Here is a 24,985-nt window from a genome sequence, read left to right as displayed (position 1 = left end):
ACAGATGAGCAGGCAGGATGCAAAAGAATATCGCGGGAACTATTTTTTACTCACTACTTTTTGCTATGGGTGGTGCGCCAACAATCGCGATGATGATTATTCAAGGGCAAACCACCGATCCAGACGTGATTTATAGTGCGCTCATTGGATTGTCTGTGATTATTGCTTGTATCTTGGTGCCGATCATTCTGCTCCAAAATGCATTTCTGTTTGCAAAGCGTAAAAGTGTGGTCCTTGAGGAAAAAATTGAACCCTTAAGCCATCTGTATTTGGGTTTAAATATCCTGTGTTTGGTTTATTGGCTTTTGATTCAGTTTATGTAACTAGGTTTAAGGTGGTGTGTAGATATAGCTCTAGCGCGGAAATTTGGCTTATTGTGCTTAATTGTGAAGATATTTTTACATAATTGCTATGATAAAACGTGGTGATGATATTTAACACTTTAAATCTATTCAATATAATTCAGCACATTATGTAAAATGCTTTGAGATGGATGGAGTTAAGCAATAATGAAAAATAAAATATTAATGAGTTTGTGTGCAGCAAGTGTGGTTACAATTTCAGGTTGTGCAACTTTTGCGGAAGTGGCAGGTGCGGACACTGCGACATTAAATGCAGCAGCAACCCAAGGCTTCAACAAAACAGTGAATGAAGCACGAACCACAAAGACCCTAGATACCTCATCTACGACCTATAAGCGTATTTATGGTGTATTCAATCGCTTGAAGCCATATGCCGATCAAATGAATCAAACTGGAACGAAATTTGACTGGCAGTTGGCAGTACTTAAGTCAAATCAGGTCAACGCCTATGTTGCCCCTGGTGGTAAGGTGGTGTTCTACACAGGTATTGTAGATAAATTGAACCTAACTGATGCTGAAATTGCAGCGGTGATGGGACATGAGATGGTGCATGCTTTAGAAGAGCACTCGAAGAGTAAGGTTGGTGCGCAGGCATTAACGGATTTGGCATTGGGAATTGGTCTAAGTGCAGCAGGTGTAGGTCAAACGGGTTCGGCAGCAGCACAGCTAGGTAGTCAAATTGGTATTGGTTTGCCTTACTCACGTAGCCTAGAAAGTCGTGCAGACCAAGGTGGCTTAATGTTGATGGCTAAAGCAGGCTATAACCCTCAAGCCGCAATTAGTCTGTGGGAAAAAATGAATAAGCTTGATGGAGCAGGCGGTTCTTCATTCCTGTCGACACACCCGTCAAATAGCCAACGTATTGAAGCAATGCGTAAGAACTTAGCCGCTGCTCAAGCGGTTTATAATCAAAGACGTTAATTTGTTTTGAATAAAAAAGGACGCTAAGGCGTCCTTTTTTACTGTCAGTTGATGATTTTGAAAATCATCAATTATTTGTGACAGGTGAAGTAGTGCTTCACCTGAACAGCTAATATAAGAAATATCTATGGCGCAGGATTAGGTTGTTGCTGATGAATAGCTTGAATACCGTGTAAAACATCTTCGGATAAATCAATCTCAAAAGCTTGAATATTTTCTTTCAGCTGGTCTAAGTTGGTCGCACCAATAATTGTACTGGTCACAAAAAACTGCTGCTTGATGAAGGCTAAAGCCAGTTGTGTCGGCGTTAAACCATGACGTTCAGCCAATTGTGCATACTGTTCCGTTGCCCATTCACTTTCAGGGTTGCTATAACGACTAAAGCGGCTGAAAAGCGTCACGCGAGCATTCGCTGGGCGTGCACCATTGCGGAATTTACCTGTGAGATAGCCAAAAGCGAGTGGGGAGTAGGCGAGTAAACCAACGCCTTCATATTTCGCAATTTCCGACATACCAATTTCATAAGTACGGTTCAGTAGGCTGTATGGATTTTGCACACTGACAAATTTAGACATGCCGAGTTGTTCTGCAATTTGTAGAAACTTCATGGTGCCCCAAGGTGTCTCATTAGATAAGCCAATATAACGAATACGCCCTTTTTGAATCTCTGCTTCTAGTGCTTGTAGTGTTTCTTGCAAAGAAGTCACGGTTTGCGTGTTCTGGGCTTCACTGTTTTCATAGCCTAATTTGCCGAAAAAGTTGGTTGGGCGCTGTGGCCAGTGTAGTTGATATAAATCGATATAATCGGTCTGTAAACGCTTTAGGTTGCCATCTAGGGCAGAAGAAATGTCGGTTGCATTAAAACGAGTCTGTCCATCACGAATATGACTACCACCTTGAGATGGCCCCGCAATTTTAGAGGCTAGAAAGAGCTTGTCTCGACCGCCGCGCTGGGCAATCCATAGGCCAATAATACTTTCGGTTGCACCTTGGGTTTCAGGTTTTGGAGGAACAGGGTACATTTCAGCAGTGTCCCAAAAGTTAATGCCTTGCGCTAAAGCATAGTCAAGTTGTTCAAAGGCTTCAGCTTGAGTGTTTTGCTCACCAAAGGTCATGGTGCCGAGACAAATTTCAGGAAGCAAAATGCCTGTATTGGCTAAGGGTTTAAATTGCATTCAACATTTCCTTTTATGGACTGCGTTTTTTCGGTCGAATTAGGTTACATAGTTATGCCCAGTAGGTTAAATCACTATTTTTACAAAGTTTGTCATGATTTTGTCAAAGCAGAAGCAGATTTAAAGACATAAAAAAAGCAAATCCTAAGATTTGCTTTTGGCTGTATCAGCTATGGAGAAAAGTCTTATTCTTCGTCTTCATAGTCATCAGCATTCGCTTTTGACTCTTCTAAAGATGCATCAAAAATTAAGATGGCTTTACCATCAGTTTCGATCATGCCTTGCTCTTCGAGTGTTTTCAAAACACGACCAACCATTTCACGTGAACAACCGACAATACGTCCAATCTCTTGACGCGTAATACGAATTTGGCGGCCATTTGGTAAAATCATCGCTTCAGGTTGCGAAGATAGGTCGATTAGGCAACGTGCAATACGACCTGAAACATCGATAAATGCAAGGTCAGTCACTTTACGAGTGGTATTTTTTAGACGGCGTACCAGCTGTGCAAATACTGCATAGCTCAGGTCAGGGTATTGTTTGCTGAGTTCATGGAAGTTTTCATAAGTCACTTCAGCAATTTCGCAGACATCACGGGTACGCACTTCTGCAGTACGTTGTGAGTTTGCTTCGAATAGACCCATTTCCCCAAAAAAATCACCCGCATTTAAATAAGCGACCACGATTTCACGTTCATCGTCTTCACGCAGAATAATGGAGACCGAACCTTTTAAAATCAAATATAAAGATTTAGATTCTGAGCCTGCATCTACGATGGTGGTACGCTTAGGATAACGATTAATATATGCGCGTTTTAATAATGCTTTGACTGACTCGGGGAGTTGACCTGGAGACAGCGCATCAGTGCTTAATTGTGAAAAGCTTGAAGTCATGCTAACGGTTCCGAAAATGGATAAAATATAGATCGCACAGACCTAGGGTGAACTTGTCACACAGTCAGAGCTGAAATTCCTTATCAACTCAATTTATGTTAGTGTACAGTCACTTCGTCAATCTATAGCTTTTTTTAGGTACTTGCAATGCAAACAACTGTTCATTGGTTAGAGAATGTTGCTTTCGAAGCAAAAACTCAAAGTGGTCACAGTGTTATCATGGATGGATCGCCAGAATATGGTGGTTAAAACCGTGGTCCAAGACCAATGGAATTGATCCTGACGGGACTGGGTGGTTGTGCCTCTTTTGACATCGTGACCATACTTAAAAAATCACGCCAAGAAATTACCGATGTACGCTGTGAACTCAAGGCAGAGCGGGCAGATAGCATCCCTGCAGTGTTCACAAAAATCCACTTACATTTCGTGATTACGGGTCATGCGGTGAAGGAAAAACAAGTCGCAAAAGCCGTGGAATTATCGGCAGAAAAGTACTGTTCTGCGAGCAAAATGTTGATGGATGGTGGGGTTGAAATCACCCATGATTTTGAGATTATTGAAGCAAATTAAACGCTGACTTTTAAGTCATTTGAGGCTGATCTAGTGATCGGCCTTTTTCATGCTTCACGCTTTTGTTTTGATTCCGTAAACTGGGACACAATTCATCACACGAATAAATAGAAAAATGCGTTGCTTGTTTGATTAACAATTGATCAAATGATTTTGGTTGTCACTGATTGATAGGTCGTTGTGGTCTTTAATACATAAATAATGTGGGGTGACGCTTGAAAATAAGGCGGAGAAGACCCATCTTATAACCGAGTCTTATGAGTTTATTATTAAGATAAACTAATGAAAAATAAGTTAAAATGTAGAAAAATTAATTAAATTTGAATTGAATTTTGAGCAATTGTTCCCATATATCCATCAAGTTCGAAATTTGTTGTGAGGAAAACAAGAATGCGATTTGAAAAATTCACAAACCGTTTACAGCAAGCTCTCTCAGATGCTCAATCACTTGCAGTGGGGAAAGACCATACCGCAATTGAAGGTATTCATATTTTATCAACATTGTTAGAAGAAACCTCTAATCTGAGTTTGTTGCAACAAGCAGGTGCCAATTTACCTGCTTTACAAAGCAAATTAAAACAAGCGCTAGCTGATGCACCAACACTGACAAATCCTACAGGAGACGTCAACTTAAGTTCAGAGGCAGTCAAAGCGCTGAATTTGGCAGATAGCTTCGCGCAAAAAGCAGGCGATGAGTTTTTGTCTACCGATTGGGTGATGCAAGCCTTGGCCGAAGTGGGGGCAACTAAAACGCTACTCAACAGCGTGGGCGTACAAGCAGACAGCTTACGCAAAGTCATTTTAAAAATTCGAGGTGATGAGAAAGTCATGAGCAACAATCATGAAGATCAACGTGATTCTCTGAATAAATACACCATTGATTTAACTGAACGCGCACTTGCAGGTAAGTTAGATCCTGTGATTGGGCGTGATGACGAAATTCGTCGTACCATTCAAGTTTTGTCGCGTCGTACCAAAAATAACCCTGTGTTGATTGGTGAACCAGGGGTCGGTAAAACAGCTATTGTTGAGGGCTTGGCACAGCGGATTATTAACCGTGAAGTACCTGAAAGCCTACAAGGTAAACGTGTTTTATCCTTAGATTTGGGTTCTTTGCTTGCGGGTGCCAAATACCGAGGCGAGTTTGAAGAGCGCTTAAAAGCAGTACTGAAAGATTTGTCTAAACAGGATGGTGAAGTCATTTTGTTCATCGACGAATTACATACGCTGGTAGGCGCAGGTAAAGGCGATGGTGCAATGGATGCAGGTAATATGTTGAAACCTGCTCTGGCACGTGGTGAGTTACGCTGTGTTGGTGCAACCACATTAGATGAATATCGTCAGTACATTGAGAAAGATGCTGCGCTAGAGCGTCGCTTCCAAAAAGTGTTGGTCGATGAGCCAAGTGTGGAAGACACCATTGCGATTTTACGTGGTTTGAAAGAGCGCTATGAAGTGCACCATGGTGTGAAAATTTTAGACTCTGCCATCATTGCAGCAGCGAAAATGTCACATCGTTATATCACCGACCGTCAATTGCCTGATAAAGCGATTGATTTGATTGATGAAGCGGCTTCTCGTATTAAAATGGAGCTGGACTCTAAGCCAGAAGCTTTGGATAAACTTGAACGTCGTTTGATTCAATTGAAACTACAACTTGAAGCAGTGAAAAAAGATGAAGATGCAGGTAGTCGTGCGGAAGTCGCTCATCTTGAAAAGCAAATCAGTGAAGTTCAACACGAATACAATGATCTAGAAGAAGTTTGGAAAGCTGAAAAAACCTTAGTTGAAGGCACCAAACAAGTTCAAGCTGAATTGGATCAGGCTCGTATTGCGTTGCAAAAAGCGCAGCGTGAAAATGACTTGGGTGAAATGTCGCGTCTTCAGTATGGTGTGATTCCAGAGCTGGAAAAACGTCTCAATGAAGAAGAAGTCGTTGAGGAAAAAGAAGAGCCAAAACTACTGCGCAACAAAGTCACTGACAATGAAATTGCAGAAGTCGTTAGTGCTGCTACGGGCATTCCAGTGGCTAAAATGATGCAAGGTGAACGTGAGAAACTTCTCCATATGGAAGAGTTCTTACATAACCGTGTCGTCGGGCAGGATGATGCTGTGGTTGCAGTATCTAATGCGGTTCGTCGTTCGCGTGCGGGCTTGTCTGACCCGAACCGACCGAGCGGCTCGTTCTTATTCTTGGGCCCAACTGGTGTTGGTAAAACAGAGTTGACTAAAGCACTGGCAAACTTCTTGTTTGATAGTGACGATGCCATGATTCGTATCGACATGTCCGAGTTTATGGAAAAACACTCTGTCAGCCGTTTGGTGGGTGCGCCTCCTGGTTATGTCGGCTATGAAGAAGGTGGTGTGCTAACCGAAGCTGTACGCCGTAAACCGTATAGTGTCGTGCTGTTCGATGAAGTGGAAAAAGCACACCCCGATGTGTTTAACATCCTGCTCCAAGTGTTGGATGATGGTCGCTTAACGGATTCGCAAGGTCGCGTGGTTGACTTTAAAAATACCGTGATCGTCATGACATCGAACTTAGGTTCGAGTGATGTGCGTGAGTTGGGTGACAATCCGTTGGATGAAGAAGTTCGAGCAGTGGTGATGAATGCCGTGACGCAACATTTCCGTCCAGAATTTATCAACCGTATTGATGAGTTAGTGGTCTTCCATTCACTCAAAAAAGCGCAAATTCGTGGTATTGCCGATATCCAATTGGATCGTTTACGTGATCGTTTGGTTGAAAAAGATATGCGTTTAACGGTGGATGATCAAGCCTTTGACTTATTGATTGACGCTGGTTTTGACCCAGTATACGGTGCACGCCCATTGAAACGTGCCATCCAACAACAGGTTGAAAACAACTTAGCTCAAAAAATATTGTCGGGTTACTATGTGGCCGGAGACAATATTATGATCACTGCACATGATGGTCAGTTGAGCTTTGACAAAGTGAAAATGAGTTAATCATTTAAACGGTTTATTGAACCTAAAAAACCCAGCTTCGGCTGGGTTTTTTATTGCGTGATAGAAATGTTAAAAGATGACACTTTTAAGCAAAAATGTGACGTAAGTTTTCACATTTATGTGATAGATATTACATATAAGTGCTTTATTTGCAAAATTATTATCTTTATTTTAGGATTATCTTTATAATTTATTTTAATAAAAAACAAACAACTTGAGATAGAAGAAATGACTCAATTGAAGTGGGGTATTGGAGGCGTACTTACGCTTGCCGTGGTCGCAGTAGGGGGTAATCTTTATGCGGATAAAAGCTTGAAGGCTTATTATCAACACAGCACCAAACAGTCGAATGATTTAAAGTTGCAATATCAACAATTTCAAATGGGTGCTTTAAATGGCAGTGCGAACTGGACCGCTGAATTAGCCCTAGACCCATGTAAACCGAAAGAAGTGATCCAATTGAAGGGGCAGGATCATATTCAACGGAGTTGGAATGGATATGCGATTCGTTCAGATATTAATATTACTCAGGCACCCGGCGCACTTCAGTCTTTGTTGAAGGAACCACTTAAAGTACAAAGCAAAGTGAATTGGTTGGGTACTTTGAATAGTACCTTGACTACGCCAGTGATTACCCGCAATGAAGCTCAACTCCAGTCTAGATTAGACCCGATGACATTAAAGTTTCGTGCAAAACCGATCGAACAACAGTTAAAAATACTGGATTTACAGCTTGAAATTCCGAATTTAACAGTCACTGATCCAAATATACATTTGCAAATGGTGGGGCTGAAGTTAGAAAGTAACCAAGGGCTGAATGGTGAATATCTTGAGGCGGGGGAAACCAAAATTAAGATGGATCTGCTGAAAATGTCAGATCGAGATATCAATAAACCTACCAATGCCGAACTGAAGAATTTTAGTATAGAAACGCAAAGTGAACTGACAGACCGAGTTGTAAACACTGAAATGTTATTGCGTCTAGATGAAATGAAAATGCCTTCAGCGCCCGCTGTCCAAAACGTACAGTTTAATTTTAATGTGCTCGATGTAAACCGACAAAAATTACAGACGCTGTTTGATATTTTGGCGAAAAGTGAAAACAGTTGTTTGGCAAAAGAGGCAATGGAAAAAGATATGGAGCCTGCTTTATTGGCAGTGATCAATGAAGGTTTCCGTTTTGAATCCAAAGAGAACCAATTTGCTATCGGGGAAGGGGTTGCACAAGCGAGTGTGACGGGGCGTATTATGCCGAGTCATCAATCGACGGTGATGGGTATGGCGAAAATGATGCCGAGTTTAATGGAATACAAAGCAGATATTCAGTTTGATAAAAATATGATCTCGCGCATCATGAATAATTATCTGCAAAAAGGAGGCATTAGCATGTCTGATCAAGAGATCGAAACCATGCTTTCGACGATGCAGAGTTCAGGGCAGGTGAAACGTGAAGGGAATGTCATGAAAATGTCAGTTGATTACAAATATGGGCAAACCAATTTCCTGACTGAATAATGCAAAAATGATGGTATAACATATAAAAAAGGGACGCATTTCGTCCCTTTTTTATATCTGAAAATTGTCTAATGCAAATTTAGCGAAGATGAAATGCCAGCGGGTATTTCATCTTCAGTGCATTAGTTTTTTGGATGGGTAATTTTCCACGCACGGTGGATTTTTTGATTGCGCTTGAAATCAGGCCCAATGGTTTCACTGGTAATTTCTTCGACATCAAAAAACGCTAAAATTTCTTCGTCCATTTCAAAACCACGGTAGTTGTTCGAGAAGTACAAAGTACCATCCGTGGTTAAACGGTTCATCGCGCGTTTGAGCAATGATAAATGGTCGCGTTGTACATCAAAGGTACCGTAGAACTTCTTCGAGTTTGAGAAGGTTGGTGGGTCAATAAAGATCAGCTCATACTGTTCATGACCTTCTTTTAACCACTCAAAACAATCACTAGCAAAGAACTGATGTTGTTCATCGGCATGATCGACCGTTAAGCCGTTCAAGACGAAGTTCTCTTTAGACCAGTTCAAATATGTATTTGAAAGATCGACACTGGTGGTACTTGCCGCGCCGCCTAAAGCTGCATGTAAGCTGGCTGTAGAGGTATAGCTATACAAGTTCAAGAAGTGCTTACCACGTGCTTCTTGTGCAATGCGTAAGCGGATTTGACGGTGGTCGAGGAACAAACCTGTATCTAAGTAATCAGTTAAGTTCACTAAGATTTTTGCTTTGCCTTCTTGCACGATAAAACGCTTAGAAGCAGTACTTTGCTTGGTATATTGAGTTTTACCTTCTTGGCGAGCACGTGTTTTGATAAAGATCGCATCACGGCCTAAACCTGTCACCGCACGAATCGCCTGTAAAGCAAGATTGAAACGTTTCTTGGCTTTTTCAGGATCGATTTTTTTCGGTGGCGCATATTCTTGGACATGTAAACGTTCACCATACAAATCGACTGCGACGTTAAAGTCTGGAAGGTCAGCATCATATAAACGTAAACAGTGAATGTTTTCTTTCACTGCCCATTTCTTTAAGGTCTGCATGTTCTTTTGTAAACGGTTAGCAAAGTCTTCAGCGCCTTCAATTGCTTCAAACTGTTGCGGTTGCCATGTTTCCAAGAACGGCTTGATCACTGCAACAGGTTTAACTGAACCTGAACGAACGTAAATTGGCAGTTTACCATTCATCAAACGCATGGTTTGCGGGTCATTCAGGGCCAATACATCGGCTTGCTCGACGGCTGCGGCGATAACTGCTGCGGTTTGATTTGGGAAGTTCTTTTGCAGCAAAGCAGATAAGCCTAAATATAAAGCACGGTTTGAGGCTTTATCACCCAAACGCTCACCATAAGGTGGATTGGTCACAATAAAAGCTGTTTTTCCTTCGGCTTCAAAGTTTGGCCAATCGGCTAAAGTTCGTTCTTCGATTTGGATCTGGTCAAGTACACGTTCAAAACCAGCAGCAATAATATTTTGCTTGGTGGCTTTTACTGCTTCCCAGTCTGCATCAAATGCGTAGAACTTAGGAAGAGGTTGTTCCAAGGCTGTTTGATGACGTTCAGCTGCTTCCGCTTTAATGCCCATCCACAGATCATGATCATGGCCATTCCAGCCATTGAAACCGAAACGACGAACTAAACCAGGTGCACGGTCAGTCAGCATCATTAATGCTTCAATAATGAACGTCCCAGAACCACACATTGGGTCAAGGAAAATATCGGGCCTTTTTGCAAGGAGCTTAGCTTTTTGTAAAATCGCAGCGGCTAAGTTTTCTTTAATTGGGGCATCGGTCATATAACGACGGTAGCCACGTTTATGTAATGAATCACCAGATAAGTCTAAACAGTAGGTGTGTTCAGTTTTTCCTGCGAGTGCATAAATGGTAATTTCAGGTTGCTTAATATCAATACTTGGACGCTTACCGACAGCTTCCATGAATGAATCCACGATACCGTCTTTTACGCGTAGAGTTGCAAACTGGCTGTTCACCTTAATTTCACGTTCAATATGTAAACGAACGGCGAAGGTGCTTTGTGGTGCAAAAATCAGCGACCAATCAAAGTTCATTGCACCTTCGTAGAGCTCTTCAGCGACATCACGTGCGTCATGGCTAAATTCCAGTTCATGGACATGAATTGGTGTGAGTACACGCGACGCAAGACGCGACCACATACAAATGCGATAGGCATGTTCCAGTGTACCTTTGAAAACTAAACGCCCAGGAAAACGTTCAATGTTTTGAACACCTAAACCTTCTAATTCTTCTTGGAGTAAGGTTTCTAAGCCATCGGCACACGTAACCCAATAGCTGCTTAAACGCGAAGCGGTTTTCATAAATTTGAGAGACCAAAATAAAACAAAATAAACTCGCTAAAGTTTAACGTATTTTGCCTCTGAATGGTTTTTTAAATATGCCTCTACTCAGCGGAAATATCAAAATAAATGAATCACCATGTGAACAATAACGTTTTTGGTACGTATTTTGCTAAATCCTTGCAAGTTTAATTTGCTGACTGATTTCTGATAGATCGTCAGTAAATATTTTTCACTTGAAAGGGGATGAATATGTCGACCAAGTTAGATCGCGGTGTTGTAAGTCATGCTGATGCTTTTTCAATTGCAACTTTACTTTATGCACGTCTGCGCCGTGTATCGGGGCGTGTAATTGATGTGATGTATTTGGTGGAAAATCCAAGTTATGCACGTCAGATAGCAGAGCTTGCTTTAAGTACAGAAGATGCTGAACTGATTCGATTGGTGAGTCGTTTAGACAGTGTCATGGATGTTTTTAACTATGAAGAAACCGCCGTGATCGAAAAACCTAAGCAGGTCGACACGACACGACATGAGTTGGAAGTCACTGAAGAAGAAATCTACCGTGCCCAAGTGTCACATCACTATATTGGCGCTTTACGATAAGAATCGCTAAAGTTGGATCGCTCTCGCAAGAGAGCTTTTTAAAACGTCCGCTTGGATAAATGAGATAAGAAACTCTATAGAATTGATATCTATAGCAATTTGATGAACTCTGAATTTAGCTAATTTAGCCTTTGATGGTTTAATTTAACTGGTTGAAATAATAGATAAGAATTTTATAATCTTAGTTTTGAAGCCGATGATAATTAAGGCAATTGTTTTAAACTAAGGTCCAAATCAAAAAGAAAATCTGTATAATGCGTTAACTTAACGTACAAGGAATCTCTCATGCACTTGGCAGCATTGCATACTCCGAGTCAGATTCAACTCAACCAAGATGGTCATCTCAAACACTTCCTCACCATCGAAGGTCTTTCTAAAGAAACTCTTACAAAAATATTGGACACCGCGCAGTCCTTTTTTAATGACCAAAATCAGCTGATTACCAACAACCTCTTAGAAGGTCGAACGGTAATGAACCTTTTCTTTGAAAACTCAACCCGTACTCGTACCACTTTTGAAGCAGCGGCAAAACGTCTTTCTGCAAATGTATTAAATATTGATATCGCACGTTCAAGTACTTCCAAAGGGGAGACGCTCAGAGACACTTTGTGGAACTTAGAAGCGATGGCTGCGGATATTTTTGTGGTACGTCATTCTTCGTCGGGTGCGGCACATTTTATTGCCCAAACCGTTTGTCCGCATGTTGCAATTATCAATGCAGGTGATGGCCGTCATGCGCATCCAACACAAGCTATGTTGGACATGCTGACTATTCGCCGTGAAACCAAAAAGAAATTTGAAGATATTTCAATTGCCATCATTGGTGATATTAAACATTCACGCGTGGCACGTTCAGATGTTGCTGCATTACAAACACTGGGGTGCAAAGACATTCGTGTAATTGCACCGAACACACTGCTGCCATATGGTTTTAATGAATATGGTGAAGGTGTGCGTTTATTTAATAACATGGAAGCAGGGATTCAAGACTGCGACGTGATTATTACCTTACGCATTCAAAATGAACGCATTGATTCGCCTGCGCTGTCATCTCAAGCTGAATTCTACAAAATGTACGGTTTAAACAAAGAACGTCTGGCAATGGCAAAACCTGATTGCATAGTGATGCATCCAGGGCCTATGAACCGTGGTGTAGAGATTGATTCCAGTATTGCCGATGGTCCACAGTCTGTGATTTTAAATCAGGTGACCAACGGAATTGCAGTACGTATGGCAGTTTTGGCGCTTGCAATGCAAGGTCAACTGCAAGAGCAAGGTTTGTTAGACGCGATTGCGGGATAAGGAATAAGTCATGACTGTTGTAAAAATTGAAAATGTACGTGTTCTTGACCCAATTCATCAAACAGATACGGTTCAAACAGTGTATATCGAAAATGGCAAGTTGGTTGATGAAACAGCCAATGTCACTGAAACCATTGACGGTCAAGGCAAGTGGTTGATGCCAACCATGGTGGACTTATGTGCACGCCTACGTGAGCCGGGTCAGCAACAGCACGGGACATTAAAATCAGAAGGTCGTGCTGCGCGTGAAAATGGTATTTTGCATGTGTTTACACCGCCAGACTCAAAACCGATTGTGCAAGACAATGGTGCTTTGATTCATGGTTTGATGGAAAAAGCGATGCTGGATGGCGGCATTTATCTTGAAGTGATTGGTGCTCAAACCCAAGGCTTACAAGGTAAGCAACCTGCAAATATGGCGGGTCTCAAAAAGGGTGGTTGTACAGCCGTTTCAAATGCCAATGCGCCTTTTGCAGATGACGATGTGGTGTTGCGCACTTTAGAATACGCAGCAGGCCTTGGTATGACGGTGGTGTTTTATGCCGAAGAACCGCAAATTGCCAAAGATGGCTGTGTCCATGAGGGCTTTGTGGCATCGCGTCAGGGCTTACCAACCATCCCTGCGATTGCCGAAACCATTGCCATTGCCAAGTATTTTTTAATGATTGAAGCGACGGGTGTTCGTGCTCACTTTGGCTTATTGTCTACAGGCGCTTCTGTCGATTTGATCAAAATCGCTAAAGATAAAGGCCTGCCAGTCACATGCGATGTGGCAATGCATCAGCTGCATTTAACAGATCAGTTGATTGATGGCTTTAACTCACTTGCACACGTCCGCCCGCCGCTACGCGCTGAGTCGGATAAAGAGCTTCTTCGCCAAGGCGTGAAAAGTGGAGTGATTGATGCGATTTGTACCCATCATGAACCGCTGAGCAGCTCTGCAAAGCTAGCACCGTTTGCTGAAACACAACCGGGCATCACTGCTTTTGATACCTATGTAGCTTTCGGTGTGCAATTAGTATGTGAAGGTTTATTTAGCCCTTTAGAATGGGTCGAAAAAGTCACGATTGCACCAGCCACGGTAGCCAATATGCTTGAACGTTGGACTGCTGAAGCAGGCTGGGTATTGGTTGACCCGGAGTTAGACTGGATTGTGAATAAAGACAATATTTTGTCGCAAGGGAAAAATACACCTTTGATCAATCAAGTGGTGAAAGGAAAAGTTCTAAAAACTTTTGCAGCTTAAGCATTGCATTAAACGTGGATTAAAAAGTCAGCTTCGGCTGGCTTTTTTATTGGGCCTAGATAAAACTGATGCAAATACAATATTTTACAAAGTATAAAAAATGAACAGATAAACTGAAAAATGACGATGAAAACAATGAGACAGAGTGGGGTAAGACTTCATGAATGTCGATTTTATGGATTTACTAAAACAAAATGTCTCTGCAATTGTTTTAGAGGGTGATACACAACATTTACTTGAAAAAAATCAAGCAATTCAATCCTTTTTACCAATTTTACTGTCTATATTAAAGTCAAAGTCTGAACTGATTCCTGCATTTCAACAGCAGTTGAATCCACGTCTCAATGATGCTTTTGCATCGAATGTCAGTCTCAAGCAGCAGTTTTTGGATCATGTCCGCGGGGCAGCACCCGCAGATGAAATTGAAAGTACCTTGAGTCGTTCGATTACACCTGCATTAGCATTTTTAGCCACAGAGGCTGGCTCTTCAGAACCTGAAGCGATTTCCCATTTACTACAGGTCAACACGGATCCCATTAGCCGAGCCTTACCTGAGTGGGCAAGTGCATTACTAGCCGGATTAGGGGTAAATACCTTACAAGGACAGGCTACACATGTCGCGCCTGCAAGTGTACATGCTACAAAAGTAGATGAGAAACGGTCATTTTTACTGCCAGTTTTGGCTTTAATTATTTTTGCGGCATTGTTTGCTTTTATTTTTAGGGCCTGTACCGAAAAAGCCACAACTGAAACAGCACCTCCTGCAAATGTGACTGCCAGCCAACCCGCTAAATTTCAAATCACCACAGGGGCAACAGGAGACTTGGTCACTTGCCAAATTTTCTCAGCCAATGCGGCTTATGTTGAAATTTTGCAAAAAGAAGTAAAGCAAATTTTTAATAACAGCATCGGCTGTGGTGCAGATATGCAGAGTATGTATCACACTGAATTTATCGACCAAGATGCGATACCCAGTGTAATCAGTGCATTGAAAGGTGTGCCGAATGTAAATTTAACATGGTTTGGCAATCAGTTATCGATTCAATCGCAAGATCCAGCCAATGCACTTAAAGTGGCAGATCAAATTAAAACTTTACTGCGTAATATGACAGTTGTGACTCAGCAACCACTGGATGTAAACCGTGCCGTGGATACCAGTATTAGTGATGCTGAGCGTGCGCTGGCAGAAATTAATCGTGAGCAAGTTCGAGCACTAGACGTTGCCACGGCATTGAATTTGCAAATTATTAACTTTGATACAGCTTCATCGGCGATACCTGATGTCAATAAGTCGATTTTGGATCAGGCCGCAGCACTGATGCAAAAATCACCTCAAGTCAAACTAACCGTGATGGGGCATACAGATGCAACGGGAGATGCGGCAGTCAATAAAACCTTGTCGCAAAATCGAGCACAAGCGGTGGTGGATTATTTAATTTTTAAAGGCGTCGATCCTGCGCAGTTGCGAGCGATTGGTTATGGTCAAGAAAAGCCAATAGCAGACAATCAAACTGATGAAGGTAAGTTTAAAAACCGCCGTATCGAGTTTGAGGTTTTAAATACAGACTCTGGTGTGGTGCGTGAAGTAGATGAACGTGGTGTAGAAAAGGTCAACTAAGTGATACTTTAACCCTGCTACGGCAGGGTTCTTTTATTTAGATACTCGCATAAAAGCTTATTTTTTGGTTAAATACGCTGCGAAAAACAACAGCCTTATGGTTTTATAACAATGATGAAGAAAACAATTTTTGCCAGTCTAATCTTGAGCAGTTTATTTTTAAGTGCTTGTAACCGAACAGAGAATAAAACAGAAACGGTTGCTGAATCACAAGAAATGTCAGATTGGAGTTGTACGGCTCCTGCCAATGTCGAACAAATTCAATCGCATTTAAAAGCTGAATACTTAAAAGCCCTAGACCGCCGTTTGCGTGATAGCCGTGAATATGAGGCCGATGAAAAATTATTGGCGCAGATTAATAAAGGCATACGCTTTGAAATTAAAGGGATTTCAACCACCACAGAAAAGCCTGAAACTGCGAAGCAATTGGACTGTGAAAGCCAGTTGGTGGTGATTTTCCCGAAAGGTTTACAGAAACGTGCTGAAAATGCGTTTTTAGCGCGTCCATGTGAAGAGTGTGAGGACGGTTATCAAAGTACTTTGCGTGATGTCTTAGAAGAGGGTGAATATTCCCTTAGTTTGGATAATGATCAGCTACAAGGTGCATTTAGCTATAACATCATTAAAACGGATAAAGAAGGCATTAGCCTGAATGTACCGAATCAAAATGGTGTGATTGATGGTGTAGTGTTGGTGACTCAGCATGCGGTTCAGTTTGCGGCGTATGAAAAAGAAAATGCCGAAATACAGAAAAATATAAAACAATATAATGAGCAAGAAGTTGCGCAGATGGAACTGGCACAGAAAGCCATGAATATTCGTAAGAAGGAACTGGATGCTGATCAAGTCAAAGTGGTGGAACGACTGAACCAAACTTGGGACAATTTCGCTGAGGAGCAAAAACAGCAGCTACAACAAGACCAAACCGAGTGGTTTGAAAAACGTGATGTAGACTGTAAAGTGATTTCTCAAAAAAGTGTCTACCAAATGACGGATAGTGAAAAAGAAACCTATCAAAAGCAGTCGCAATATTGGGATGAAGCTTTACGTGCTCAAGACCAACAATTGCAATATACCAAGTGCTTTAACCAAAAAACCAATGAGCGCATTGTGTATTTAAATAATGTGTTTAATTAATTGGGCTAGGTAAAAAATACGCTTTATTGAGTATTTATAGAATGAGAAAAGGACGAATATGATTCGTCCTTTTTTATTTAGATTGTGTTCTTTTTCCCTCGTTTAGAAGGTAGGTGGCATATAGGTCAGGCTACGGCCTAAAATCCAAAGTAGGAACAGCACCAAAGGCAGGTGGAAAACCAATTGAGTGACGGTAAAGCCAATCACATCTTTGGCTTTTAATTTGAGAATACCGAGCATGGGCAGCATAAAAAATGGGTTGATTAAATTCGGCAAGGCTTCAGCAGCATTATAGATTTGCACCGACCAGCCCAAATGCACTTTTAAATCATGTGCAGCTTGCATGACATAGGGTGCTTCAATAATCCATTTACCGCCGCCAGAAGGAATGAAAAAGCCTAAAATGGCAGAATATAAGCCCATCACAATGGCAAAGGTCTCTTTGGAGGCAATCGAAACAAAAAACTCAGCAATATAATGTGATAGCGATAAATCATGGCTGTTTAACGCTTGCGTCATCATAAAGGCGATACTGCCATACAGTGGAAACTGAATTAGGACACCTGAAACCGCTGGCACGGCTTTGGTAACGGCATTGAGGAAATTTCGTGGCGTACCATGCAGTGCAATACCCAGCATGAGAAAAATAAAGTTGTAGGTATTTAAGCTTGAAATAGCTAAGATCGGATTGCTTTTGCTGAATTCATTGAACATCCAAACCAGCCCCAAGAGTACAATCAAGATACTCAATAAAGGCGAGTTCTCTAACCAGTCTCCTGGGCGTTTTATGGTTGGTGTCGGTTTAGCTTCTTCCTCAAACTGGATAGGGAATTGATCAATGGTTTTAATGTCTTGCCCTTTGGGTGCAGACCAAAATGCAATAGCAATCGAGGCAATAATCAATACAGCCGTCATGATCATCGACTGAGGCAAGAAAATAGTTTCAGTGAAGGGAATCACACCGGTTAGATTGTAAATCGATTCGGGCAGGCTGGCTTTGTTGGCTTGCAGTTGTGCCGCAGAAGAACTAATACCTAAGGCCCACGTCGCCCCCATACCAATAATCGCGGCAGCAGCAGCAGCACGATAGTCCATATTGAGTTCTTTGCGTTTAGCTAAAGCAATCACCAGCAGGGCAGTCAGTACTGTACTCATGGCCCAGTTAATCAGCGAAATTAATAAACTGACTGTCGCAACAAGAACAATCGCACTGCGGCCACTATGGGGGATTCGGGCCATTTTTTGAATCAGTAGCTCCACAGGCTTTGAAACAGAAACCACATAACCAACCACAATCAGCATACACATTTGTAAGGTAAAAGGGATCAGACTCCAAAAACCATCTCCGAAGGAAACCGCGACATCTTTGGCAGGCGCACCAATACTGATAGAGGCAATCGCAACGATCACGACACCCAATAGGGCAAAAATATAAGAGTCTGGGAACCATTTCTCCGACCAATCACTGACGCGTAGTGCAAAACGTTGCAAAATATTTTGAGAGTTTTCCATGCATTGATTCCATTTTTATCTATGAGGTATGAATTTTTGATTCAGCCTATCCGTGCTGATAGAAATGCCTTTAAAACAGGATCGCTGCTTTAAAGGCATTGGATTATTTTTCTATTGGTATAAATGGTGTTGAATTAGCGGATCAGAGCAACACCTGTCACTTTTTGAATGTCTTCAAAACTGACATCTTTCGCCAGTTCAACTAATTTCACACCTTCCTGTGTAATGTCCATGACACCGAGGTCAGTAATCACACGATGTACGACATTTTTGCCTGTAAGCGGCAGGCTGCATTGCTCGACAATTTTCGGTGTACCATCTTTTGCAGAGTGTTCCATGAGCACCACCACTTTTTGTACTCCAGCCACCAAATCCATCGCACCGCCCATGCCTTTGACTTTTTTACCCGGAATCATCCAGTTCGCCAAGTCACCATTTTGTGAGACCTCCATTGCCCCTAAAATAGCAATATTGACATGACCTCCACGGATCATGGCAAAAGACTCTGCACTAGAGAAAAATGCAGCTCCCTGACGTGCGGTAACGGTTTGTTTGCCAGCATTGATTAAATCGGCATCGACTGTTTCCGCCGTTGGAAACTCGCCAATACCCAACAATCCATTTTCAGACTGCAACCAGACGTTGACGTTTTCAGGAATATAGTTGGCCACCAGTGTGGGTAAACCAATGCCTAAATTGACATAAAAACCATCTTCCAGCTCAAGCGCTGCACGTTGTGCCATTTCATTACGAGACCAAGCCATGGGTTAAGCCTCCTCTTTTAATGTGAGTTGTTCGATACGTTTTTCAGGGTTTGCATTTAGCACAATGCGATTGACATAAATACCCGGCAGGTGGATTTGGTCTGGATCTAAAGTGCCAATTTCAACAATTTCCTCAACTTCGACAATGCAGACTTTTCCAGCCATTGCACATACAGGGTTAAAGTTTTGTGCGGTTTTACGGAAAATTAAGTTACCTGCGGTATCGGCCTTATATGCCTTCACGAGTGCAATGTCAGCGGTGAGCGAGTTTTCTAGAATATAAGGTTTGCCATTAAATTCACGCTCTTCTTTGCCTTCGGCAATGAGTGTGCCGACACCTGTTGCGGTAAAGAAGGCCGGGATACCCGCACCGCCAGCACGGAGTTTTTCTGCCAGTGTGCCTTGAGGGGTAAGCTCCACTTCAAGCTCACCACTTAAGAACTGACGTTCAAATTCTTTGTTTTCGCCTACATAAGAGGCAATCATTTTTTTGATTTGTTTGCTTTCTAATAAAAGACCTAAGCCGAAACCATCGACGCCTGCATTGTTCGAAATACAGGTGAGGTTTTTCACGCCCGTTTGTTTTAAGGCTGCAATCAGACTTTCTGGAATACCGCATAAACCAAAGCCACCAACCGCTAAGGTTTGACCATCTTGAACCACATCTTGCAGTGCATCCTTTGCACTTGAATAAACTTTATTGACCATAGTGTTCTCGTTATGAATTGAATAGCTTAGGCACAGCGCTTTTGCCAGTAGGCATTGGCATAGTTAGATGGATTGGTGCGTTGTAGCACTTGGCTGATGTTTTGGCTGGCAACCATCAGTGCATCAAGATCAATCCCTGTGATATAACCCATGTTGGAGAGTAGGTAGTAAAGGTCTTCTGTGGAGACATTGCCCGATGCGCCTTTGGCATAAGGGCAGCCACCTAAACCTGCAATGGACGAATCAAATACACGAATGCCTTGCTCTAAAGACTGGTAAATATTGGCAATGGCCATGCCATAGGTATTATGAAAATGTCCTGCTAAACTCGCGGCATCCATTTCAGCTAAACACGCCTGCCAGACTTTTTTTACACGGTCAGGTGTTGCTGTGCCAATTGTTTCACCTAAGGACACTTCATAGCAGCCCATGTCCAGCAAACGTTGGCTGACTTGTGCAACTTTGCTCGGTACAATTGCGCCTTCATAGGGGCAGTCCACAATACAAGACACATAACCACGCACTTTAATGTTATAGGCTTTCGCTGCAGTCATGATGTCTGCAAATTTTTCAAAGCTTTCGTCAATCGAGCAATTGATGTTTTTTTGGGTAAAGCTTTCGGAGGCTGCGGTAAAAACGGCAACCTCCTGACAGCCGACCGCCAAAGCAGATTCAAACCCTTTTAAGTTCGGAGTCAGTAAACTAAAACTGATATTCGGATCTTTGGGTAAGCTGGCAAAGAGTTCGTCACTCTGTGCCATTTGTGGAACCCACTTTGCAGAGACACAAGAGCCCACTTCAATGGCACTGAGTCCTGTCTGCATTAAATCTAAAATCAGTTTACGACGGTCATCCAAAGTGAGTGGTGTCTTTTCATTTTTCAAACCATCTCGCGGTCCGACTTCAACAATTCTGACAAATTAACTCATGCGGCACCTTCCAAGCTTGAAAACTCAACCAATTCATCGCCTGCTTTGACCTGATCACCGACTTGGAAGTAAGCCGTAGAGACAATGCCGTCATGTGGAGCACGAATTGAATATTCAATTTTCATCGCTTCCAGCGTGAGTAATACATCATCTTTTTTCACTGCGCTGTTGTTTTGTACCAAGACTTGCGTGATCACACCCGGCATTGGTGCTTTTAAGTTGTTGGCATCAGAAGCATCATCTTCCGTATTAAAGTTAGGCTTAATATGTGCAAACTTATAGCTTTGACCATCTGCATACAGGGTTAGGCCCTGTGCATTTGAACTATAAGCATAGGTCTTTTTGCTTGTTGCACATTCAATTTTAGCTAAATGTGCTTCTAACAATTCACCCTGAATGAAAACGCTCTTTCCATTGTACTTCGCTGTAAAGCCTTTTGCTGTTGGGCTGAAATAGACTTTATATTCTTCATCGTTTAGTGCCAGTTTAATGTCATAGCTGGCATTAATATTTAAACGCCATAGAGACTCTGCTTGCCATACAGGATTTGCAGCTGTTTTATTGCTGGCAAAGCGGGATAAGAGTTCAATCAATGCCGCCGTGATGATGAGCTCTGAAGAGGCTGTTTCATTATGTTGCAATAAAAACGCTTCTTCACGTTGAATTAAGTTGGTGTCTAGATTGGCGGTTTTAAAAGACTCTGAACGGACCAAACGGTCTAAGAATGCAATGTTATTGCCCAAGCCATCGACATGGAATTGACTCAGTGCATGGTGCATTTGGGTGAGTGCGGCTTCACGATTCTTTGCCCAAACAATTAATTTGGCAATCATTGGGTCGTAAAAGGTCGTGATTTCATCCCCTTCAACAATGCCACTGTCTACGCGGACATGTTCATTTTGCTGAGGGTAGTGCAGGTAGTGGATTTTACCAATTGCAGGTAAGAAACCTTTTTCAGGTTCTTCAGCATAGACACGCGCTTCCAGCGCATGACCATGAATACTGAGCTCGTGTTGTTGTTTAGGCAGTGGTTCACCAAAAGCTACACGTAGTTGCCATTCCACCAAATCCTGCCCTGTAATCATCTCTGTTACAGGATGCTCAACTTGCAGGCGAGTATTCATTTCCATGAAATACGCTGTGCCGTCTTGCTCCACAATAAATTCAACAGTACCTGCACCGACATAATCCACTGCACGTGCTGCATCAATAGCGGCTTGGCGCATGGCTTCGAGTTTTGGCTCTGCCATTTGGGGTGCAGGCGCTTCTTCTAGTACTTTTTGATGGCGACGTTGTACCGAACAATCGCGTTCAAATAGATGCACATAGTTACCATGCGTATCACCAAAAACTTGTACTTCAATATGGCGCGGTTGTACTACATAGCGTTCAACCAGAACATCGTCATTGCCAAAGCTTGAACGCGCCTCACTTTTACATGAAGCTAGATGGCTTAAAAAGTCTTCGCCGCGATCAACTAAACGCATGCCTTTACCACCACCGCCAGCACTGGCTTTAATCAGCACAGGGTAGCCAATGGCATCGGCTTGTTGTTTTAAAAAATCAGGATCTTGGTTGGTGCCATGGTAGCCCGGCGTCAGCGGTACGCCTGCTTTCTCCATTAAGGATTTAGAAGTGGCTTTCAGGCCCATGGCTAAAATGGCATCTACAGGTGGACCAATAAAGACAATGTTGTTTTTTTGGCAAGCATTGGCAAATTGGTCATTTTCAGATAGAAAGCCATAACCTGGATGAATGGCTTCTGCGCCTGTATCTAAGGCAGCTTGGATAATACGTTCAATTTGTAGATAGCTTTGTGCAGCAGGGGATTCGCCGATATAAATGGCTTCGTCGGCTTGTTGCACGTGCTGTGCTTGAGCGTCAGCATTTGAATAGACTGCAACGGTGGCAATGCCCATTTTTTTTGCAGTTCGGATCACACGACAAGCAATTTCACCACGGTTTGCAATTAAGATTTTATTAAACATATCGATATCCTTTCTTGTTGTTATGCCGTTGTCTTGATCCAGACAGGACTGTGTTTATTTAAAAAAGCATTTAAGCCATTTTTCGCCTCTGATCCTTGGCGTACATGGGCAATATGTTGTGCAGTTTGCAACAACAATGCTTCGGTTAACACTTGCTGATCGACCATTTGGATAAGTTGTTTTGAAGCAGTTTGTGCTTCTGGCCCACCCAAAAGTAAGACATCGACTATTTCTGTGACTTTTTCATCTAACTGTTCAGCATCGGCCACCACATGCGCCAGACCAATGTGTAGGGCTTGTTCCGCAGAAATACGTTCTGCGGTTAAAAAGTAGCGTGAAGCTTGACGTGCACCAATCGCACGAATCACATAAGGACTAATGGTTGAAGGGGCTAAACCTAAGCGCACTTCAGAGGTTGCAAACTTAGCATCGCTGCTTGCGACACAAATATCGCAGGCAGAAGCCAGTCCCATCCCACCACCAAAAGCAATGCCTTGTACGCGGGCGATGGTCGGTTGTTTTAATGTCGCTAAACTTTGTAGCATTTTCGCTAGTTTCAATGCATCGGCTTCATTTTCAGCCTGTGATGCTTGTCCTGCTTCTTTCATCCAGTTCAGGTCAGCGCCCGCTGAGAAGCTTTTGCCACGACCAGCTAAAATCACGACACGAACATCATCACGCGTGTTGAGTTCGCTAAAGCAGTGGTGCAGTTCTTCAATCACTTGAGTATTGAAGGCATTATGCATTTCTGCACGATTAATCCATACCGTTGCCACTTGGTCGCGTTGTTCGAGTTGTAAATATTGAAAGCTCATCGCTCATCTCCTACATGCGGAACACGCCGAATTTGGTCGGTTGAATGGGTGCATTTAAAGCTGCGGCTAAACTTAAACCGAGCACCTGACGGCTTTGTGCAGGGTCAATCACACCGTCATCCCACAAACGCGCCGATGCATAATATGGATGGCCTTGACGTTCAAACTGATCGCGGAAGGGTTGTTTAAAATCATCTTCTTCTGCCGCAGACCAAGACTCGCCACGTTTTTCGATTTGATCACGCTTTAAGGTCGACAATACACTTGCCGCTTGTTCACCACCCATGACCGAAATACGCGAGTTGGGCCATGTCCACATGAAGCGTGGAGAATAGGCACGACCACACATACCGTAGTTGCCTGCACCAAATGAACCACCAATCACAAGGGTAAGTTTCGGCACGTTCGCAGTTGCAACAGCCATGACCAGTTTAGCGCCATTTTTGGCAATGCCTTCATTTTCGTATTGGCGACCGACCATAAAGCCAGTAATGTTTTGAAGGAACAGTAGGGGAATATTGCGCTGCGTACAGAGTTCAATAAAGTGAGCCCCTTTCTGTGCAGACTCTGAAAATAAAATACCGTTGTTGGCAATAATGCCAATGGGCATGCCATAGATTTTGGCAAAACCAGTGACTAAGGTGGTGCCAAAGCGAGCTTTGAATTCATCAAACCGTGAACCATCGACAATGCGCGCAATTACTTCACGAATATCGAATGGTTTGCGCGCATCACTTGGAACAACACCATACAGTTCAGTTGCATCAAATAACGGTTCTTCAATCTCTGTTGTACGCGTATGTGGTGCTTTATTTAGGTTGGCTACGATGTTACGAGCAATGGCAATTGCATGTTCATCGTTTTCAGCCAAATGATCGGCCACACCTGACAGGCGAGTATGCACATCACCACCGCCTAAGTCTTCACTGCTGACCACTTCACCTGTTGCCGCTTTCACCAGCGGTGGGCCACCTAAGAAAATCGTCCCTTGATTACGCACAATAATGGTTTCATCAGACATGGCAGGTACGTATGCACCGCCAGCCGTACAACTCCCCATTACCACCGCAATTTGGGCAATCCCCATGCTCGACATGCGTGCTTGATTATAGAAAATACGGCCAAAGTGATCGCGGTCAGGGAAAACTTCGTCTTGCATTGGTAAATAGGCACCACCTGAGTCAACCAAATAAATACATGGCAGATGGTTTTGCTCCGCAATTTCTTGAGCACGTAAGTGTTTTTTCACAGTCAGTGGGTAGTACGTGCCGCCTTTTACTGTCGCATCGTTGGCGACGATCATGCAGGTCACACCATTGACCTGACCTACACCAGCAACGACACCAGCCGCAGGCACATCGTCTGCATAGACGTTTTGTGCTGCCAACTGACCAATTTCAAGGAATGCCGTGCCTGCATCAATTAACTGATCAATACGATCACGTGCTAACAGCTTTCCGCGTGCCAAATGCTTTTGTCGCGCCGCTTCGCCGCCGCCTAAAGCAATTTGTTCTGCTTTTTGCTTTAAGTCATCGACCAAGCTTTGCATCGCGGTTTGGTTGGTTTTGAAGTCTTCACTTCGAATATTGATCTTGCTATGTAATTGATTCATCACGAACATCCTTGTCATTTTTATTGTTGTGGAGGG

The 24,985-nt window shown here is 42.8% G+C and carries 19 protein-coding genes and 1 pseudogene; 10 read left to right on the top strand and 10 right to left on the bottom strand.

The features are described from left to right. Positions 1-17: 17 nt before the first annotated feature. A complete protein-coding gene (locus WH214_RS16680) occupies positions 18-323 on the top strand; it encodes a hypothetical protein (protein ID WP_279693301.1) in 306 nt (101 codons plus the stop codon). Positions 324-509: 186 nt separating this feature from the next. Further along, positions 510-1,283, top strand: a complete 774-nt coding sequence (locus WH214_RS16675) for a M48 family metallopeptidase (RefSeq protein WP_004696181.1) — start codon at positions 510-512, stop codon at positions 1,281-1,283. A gap of 125 nt (positions 1,284-1,408) precedes the next feature. On the opposite strand, the gene WH214_RS16670 is transcribed toward WH214_RS16675, so the two are convergent. Then, positions 1,409-2,458, bottom strand: coding sequence for an NADP(H)-dependent aldo-keto reductase (locus tag WH214_RS16670; protein WP_339422446.1), 1,050 nt, complete (start codon positions 2,456-2,458; stop codon positions 1,409-1,411). A gap of 185 nt (positions 2,459-2,643) precedes the next feature. Then, the gene (gene crp, locus WH214_RS16665; protein WP_004696183.1) at positions 2,644-3,351 is read right to left on the bottom strand and encodes a cAMP-activated global transcriptional regulator CRP; all 708 of its coding nucleotides are present in this window, start codon (positions 3,349-3,351) and stop codon (positions 2,644-2,646) included. A gap of 147 nt (positions 3,352-3,498) precedes the next feature. Here crp and WH214_RS16660 point away from each other — a divergent pair. From WH214_RS16660 to WH214_RS16650, 3 genes and pseudogenes are all read left to right on the top strand, one after another. Beyond that, positions 3,499-3,921, top strand: a pseudogene (locus tag WH214_RS16660) (OsmC family protein). Positions 3,922-4,311: 390 nt separating this feature from the next. Then, the gene (gene clpB / locus WH214_RS16655; RefSeq protein WP_087012140.1) at positions 4,312-6,891 is read left to right on the top strand and encodes an ATP-dependent chaperone ClpB; all 2,580 of its coding nucleotides are present in this window, start codon (positions 4,312-4,314) and stop codon (positions 6,889-6,891) included. A gap of 228 nt (positions 6,892-7,119) precedes the next feature. Then, positions 7,120-8,406 (top strand): DUF945 family protein, encoded by a 1,287-nt coding sequence (locus tag WH214_RS16650; protein WP_339422447.1) that lies wholly within the window; start codon positions 7,120-7,122, stop codon positions 8,404-8,406. 122 nt (positions 8,407-8,528) lie between these two features. On the opposite strand, the gene rlmKL is transcribed toward WH214_RS16650, so the two are convergent. Beyond that, on the bottom strand, positions 8,529-10,733 hold the full coding sequence (rlmKL, locus tag WH214_RS16645) for a bifunctional 23S rRNA (guanine(2069)-N(7))-methyltransferase RlmK/23S rRNA (guanine(2445)-N(2))-methyltransferase RlmL (RefSeq protein ID WP_339422448.1): 2,205 nt from the start codon (positions 10,731-10,733) through the stop codon (positions 8,529-8,531). Positions 10,734-10,964: 231 nt separating this feature from the next. On the opposite strand from rlmKL, the gene WH214_RS16640 reads away from it, so the two are divergent. From WH214_RS16640 to WH214_RS16620, 5 genes are all read left to right on the top strand, one after another. After that, positions 10,965-11,318 carry a hypothetical protein gene (locus WH214_RS16640; protein WP_339422449.1) on the top strand — a complete coding sequence of 118 codons (354 nt, stop codon included), beginning with the start codon at positions 10,965-10,967 and terminating at the stop codon, positions 11,316-11,318. A 285-nt stretch (positions 11,319-11,603) separates the two neighbouring features. After that, entirely contained in the window at positions 11,604-12,620 is a 1,017-nt protein-coding gene (locus tag WH214_RS16635) for an aspartate carbamoyltransferase catalytic subunit (RefSeq protein WP_125281294.1), read from the top strand. 10 nt (positions 12,621-12,630) lie between these two features. Continuing rightward, entirely contained in the window at positions 12,631-13,866 is a 1,236-nt protein-coding gene (locus WH214_RS16630; protein ID WP_339993783.1) for a dihydroorotase, read from the top strand. Between the two features lie 160 nt (positions 13,867-14,026). Next, complete coding sequence (locus WH214_RS16625; RefSeq protein ID WP_339422451.1) at positions 14,027-15,484, top strand: OmpA family protein; 1,458 nt, start codon at positions 14,027-14,029, stop codon at positions 15,482-15,484. 114 nt (positions 15,485-15,598) lie between these two features. Further along, the gene (locus tag WH214_RS16620; RefSeq protein ID WP_339422982.1) at positions 15,599-16,621 is read left to right on the top strand and encodes a DUF1311 domain-containing protein; all 1,023 of its coding nucleotides are present in this window, start codon (positions 15,599-15,601) and stop codon (positions 16,619-16,621) included. A 102-nt stretch (positions 16,622-16,723) separates the two neighbouring features. Here WH214_RS16620 and WH214_RS16615 read toward each other — a convergent pair whose 3' ends face one another. From WH214_RS16615 to WH214_RS16585, 7 genes are all read right to left on the bottom strand, one after another. Then, positions 16,724-18,133 carry a short-chain fatty acid transporter gene (locus WH214_RS16615; RefSeq protein WP_339422452.1) on the bottom strand — a complete coding sequence of 470 codons (1,410 nt, stop codon included), beginning with the start codon at positions 18,131-18,133 and terminating at the stop codon, positions 16,724-16,726. Positions 18,134-18,267: 134 nt separating this feature from the next. Further along, entirely contained in the window at positions 18,268-18,897 is a 630-nt protein-coding gene (locus WH214_RS16610) for a CoA transferase subunit B (protein WP_336955695.1), read from the bottom strand. Between the two features lie 3 nt (positions 18,898-18,900). Next, positions 18,901-19,605, bottom strand: a complete 705-nt coding sequence (locus WH214_RS16605) for a CoA transferase subunit A (RefSeq protein ID WP_339422453.1) — start codon at positions 19,603-19,605, stop codon at positions 18,901-18,903. Positions 19,606-19,631: 26 nt separating this feature from the next. Continuing rightward, positions 19,632-20,516 carry a hydroxymethylglutaryl-CoA lyase gene (locus WH214_RS16600; protein WP_339993803.1) on the bottom strand — a complete coding sequence of 295 codons (885 nt, stop codon included), beginning with the start codon at positions 20,514-20,516 and terminating at the stop codon, positions 19,632-19,634. Between the two features lie 14 nt (positions 20,517-20,530). Continuing rightward, the gene (locus tag WH214_RS16595) at positions 20,531-22,522 is read right to left on the bottom strand and encodes an acetyl/propionyl/methylcrotonyl-CoA carboxylase subunit alpha (RefSeq protein ID WP_339422455.1); all 1,992 of its coding nucleotides are present in this window, start codon (positions 22,520-22,522) and stop codon (positions 20,531-20,533) included. Between the two features lie 20 nt (positions 22,523-22,542). Then, a complete protein-coding gene (locus WH214_RS16590; protein ID WP_339422456.1) occupies positions 22,543-23,337 on the bottom strand; it encodes an enoyl-CoA hydratase/isomerase family protein in 795 nt (264 codons plus the stop codon). 10 nt (positions 23,338-23,347) lie between these two features. Continuing rightward, positions 23,348-24,949, bottom strand: a complete 1,602-nt coding sequence (locus WH214_RS16585) for a carboxyl transferase domain-containing protein (RefSeq protein WP_339422457.1) — start codon at positions 24,947-24,949, stop codon at positions 23,348-23,350. Positions 24,950-24,985: the final 36 nt, after the last annotated feature.

Origin of the sequence: Acinetobacter sp. MYb191 (assembly GCF_037572605.1) — a bacterium.
GTDB classification, from domain to species: Bacteria; Pseudomonadota; Gammaproteobacteria; order Pseudomonadales; family Moraxellaceae; genus Acinetobacter; species Acinetobacter johnsonii.
This window is presented reverse-complemented; position numbering and strand designations above follow the sequence as displayed.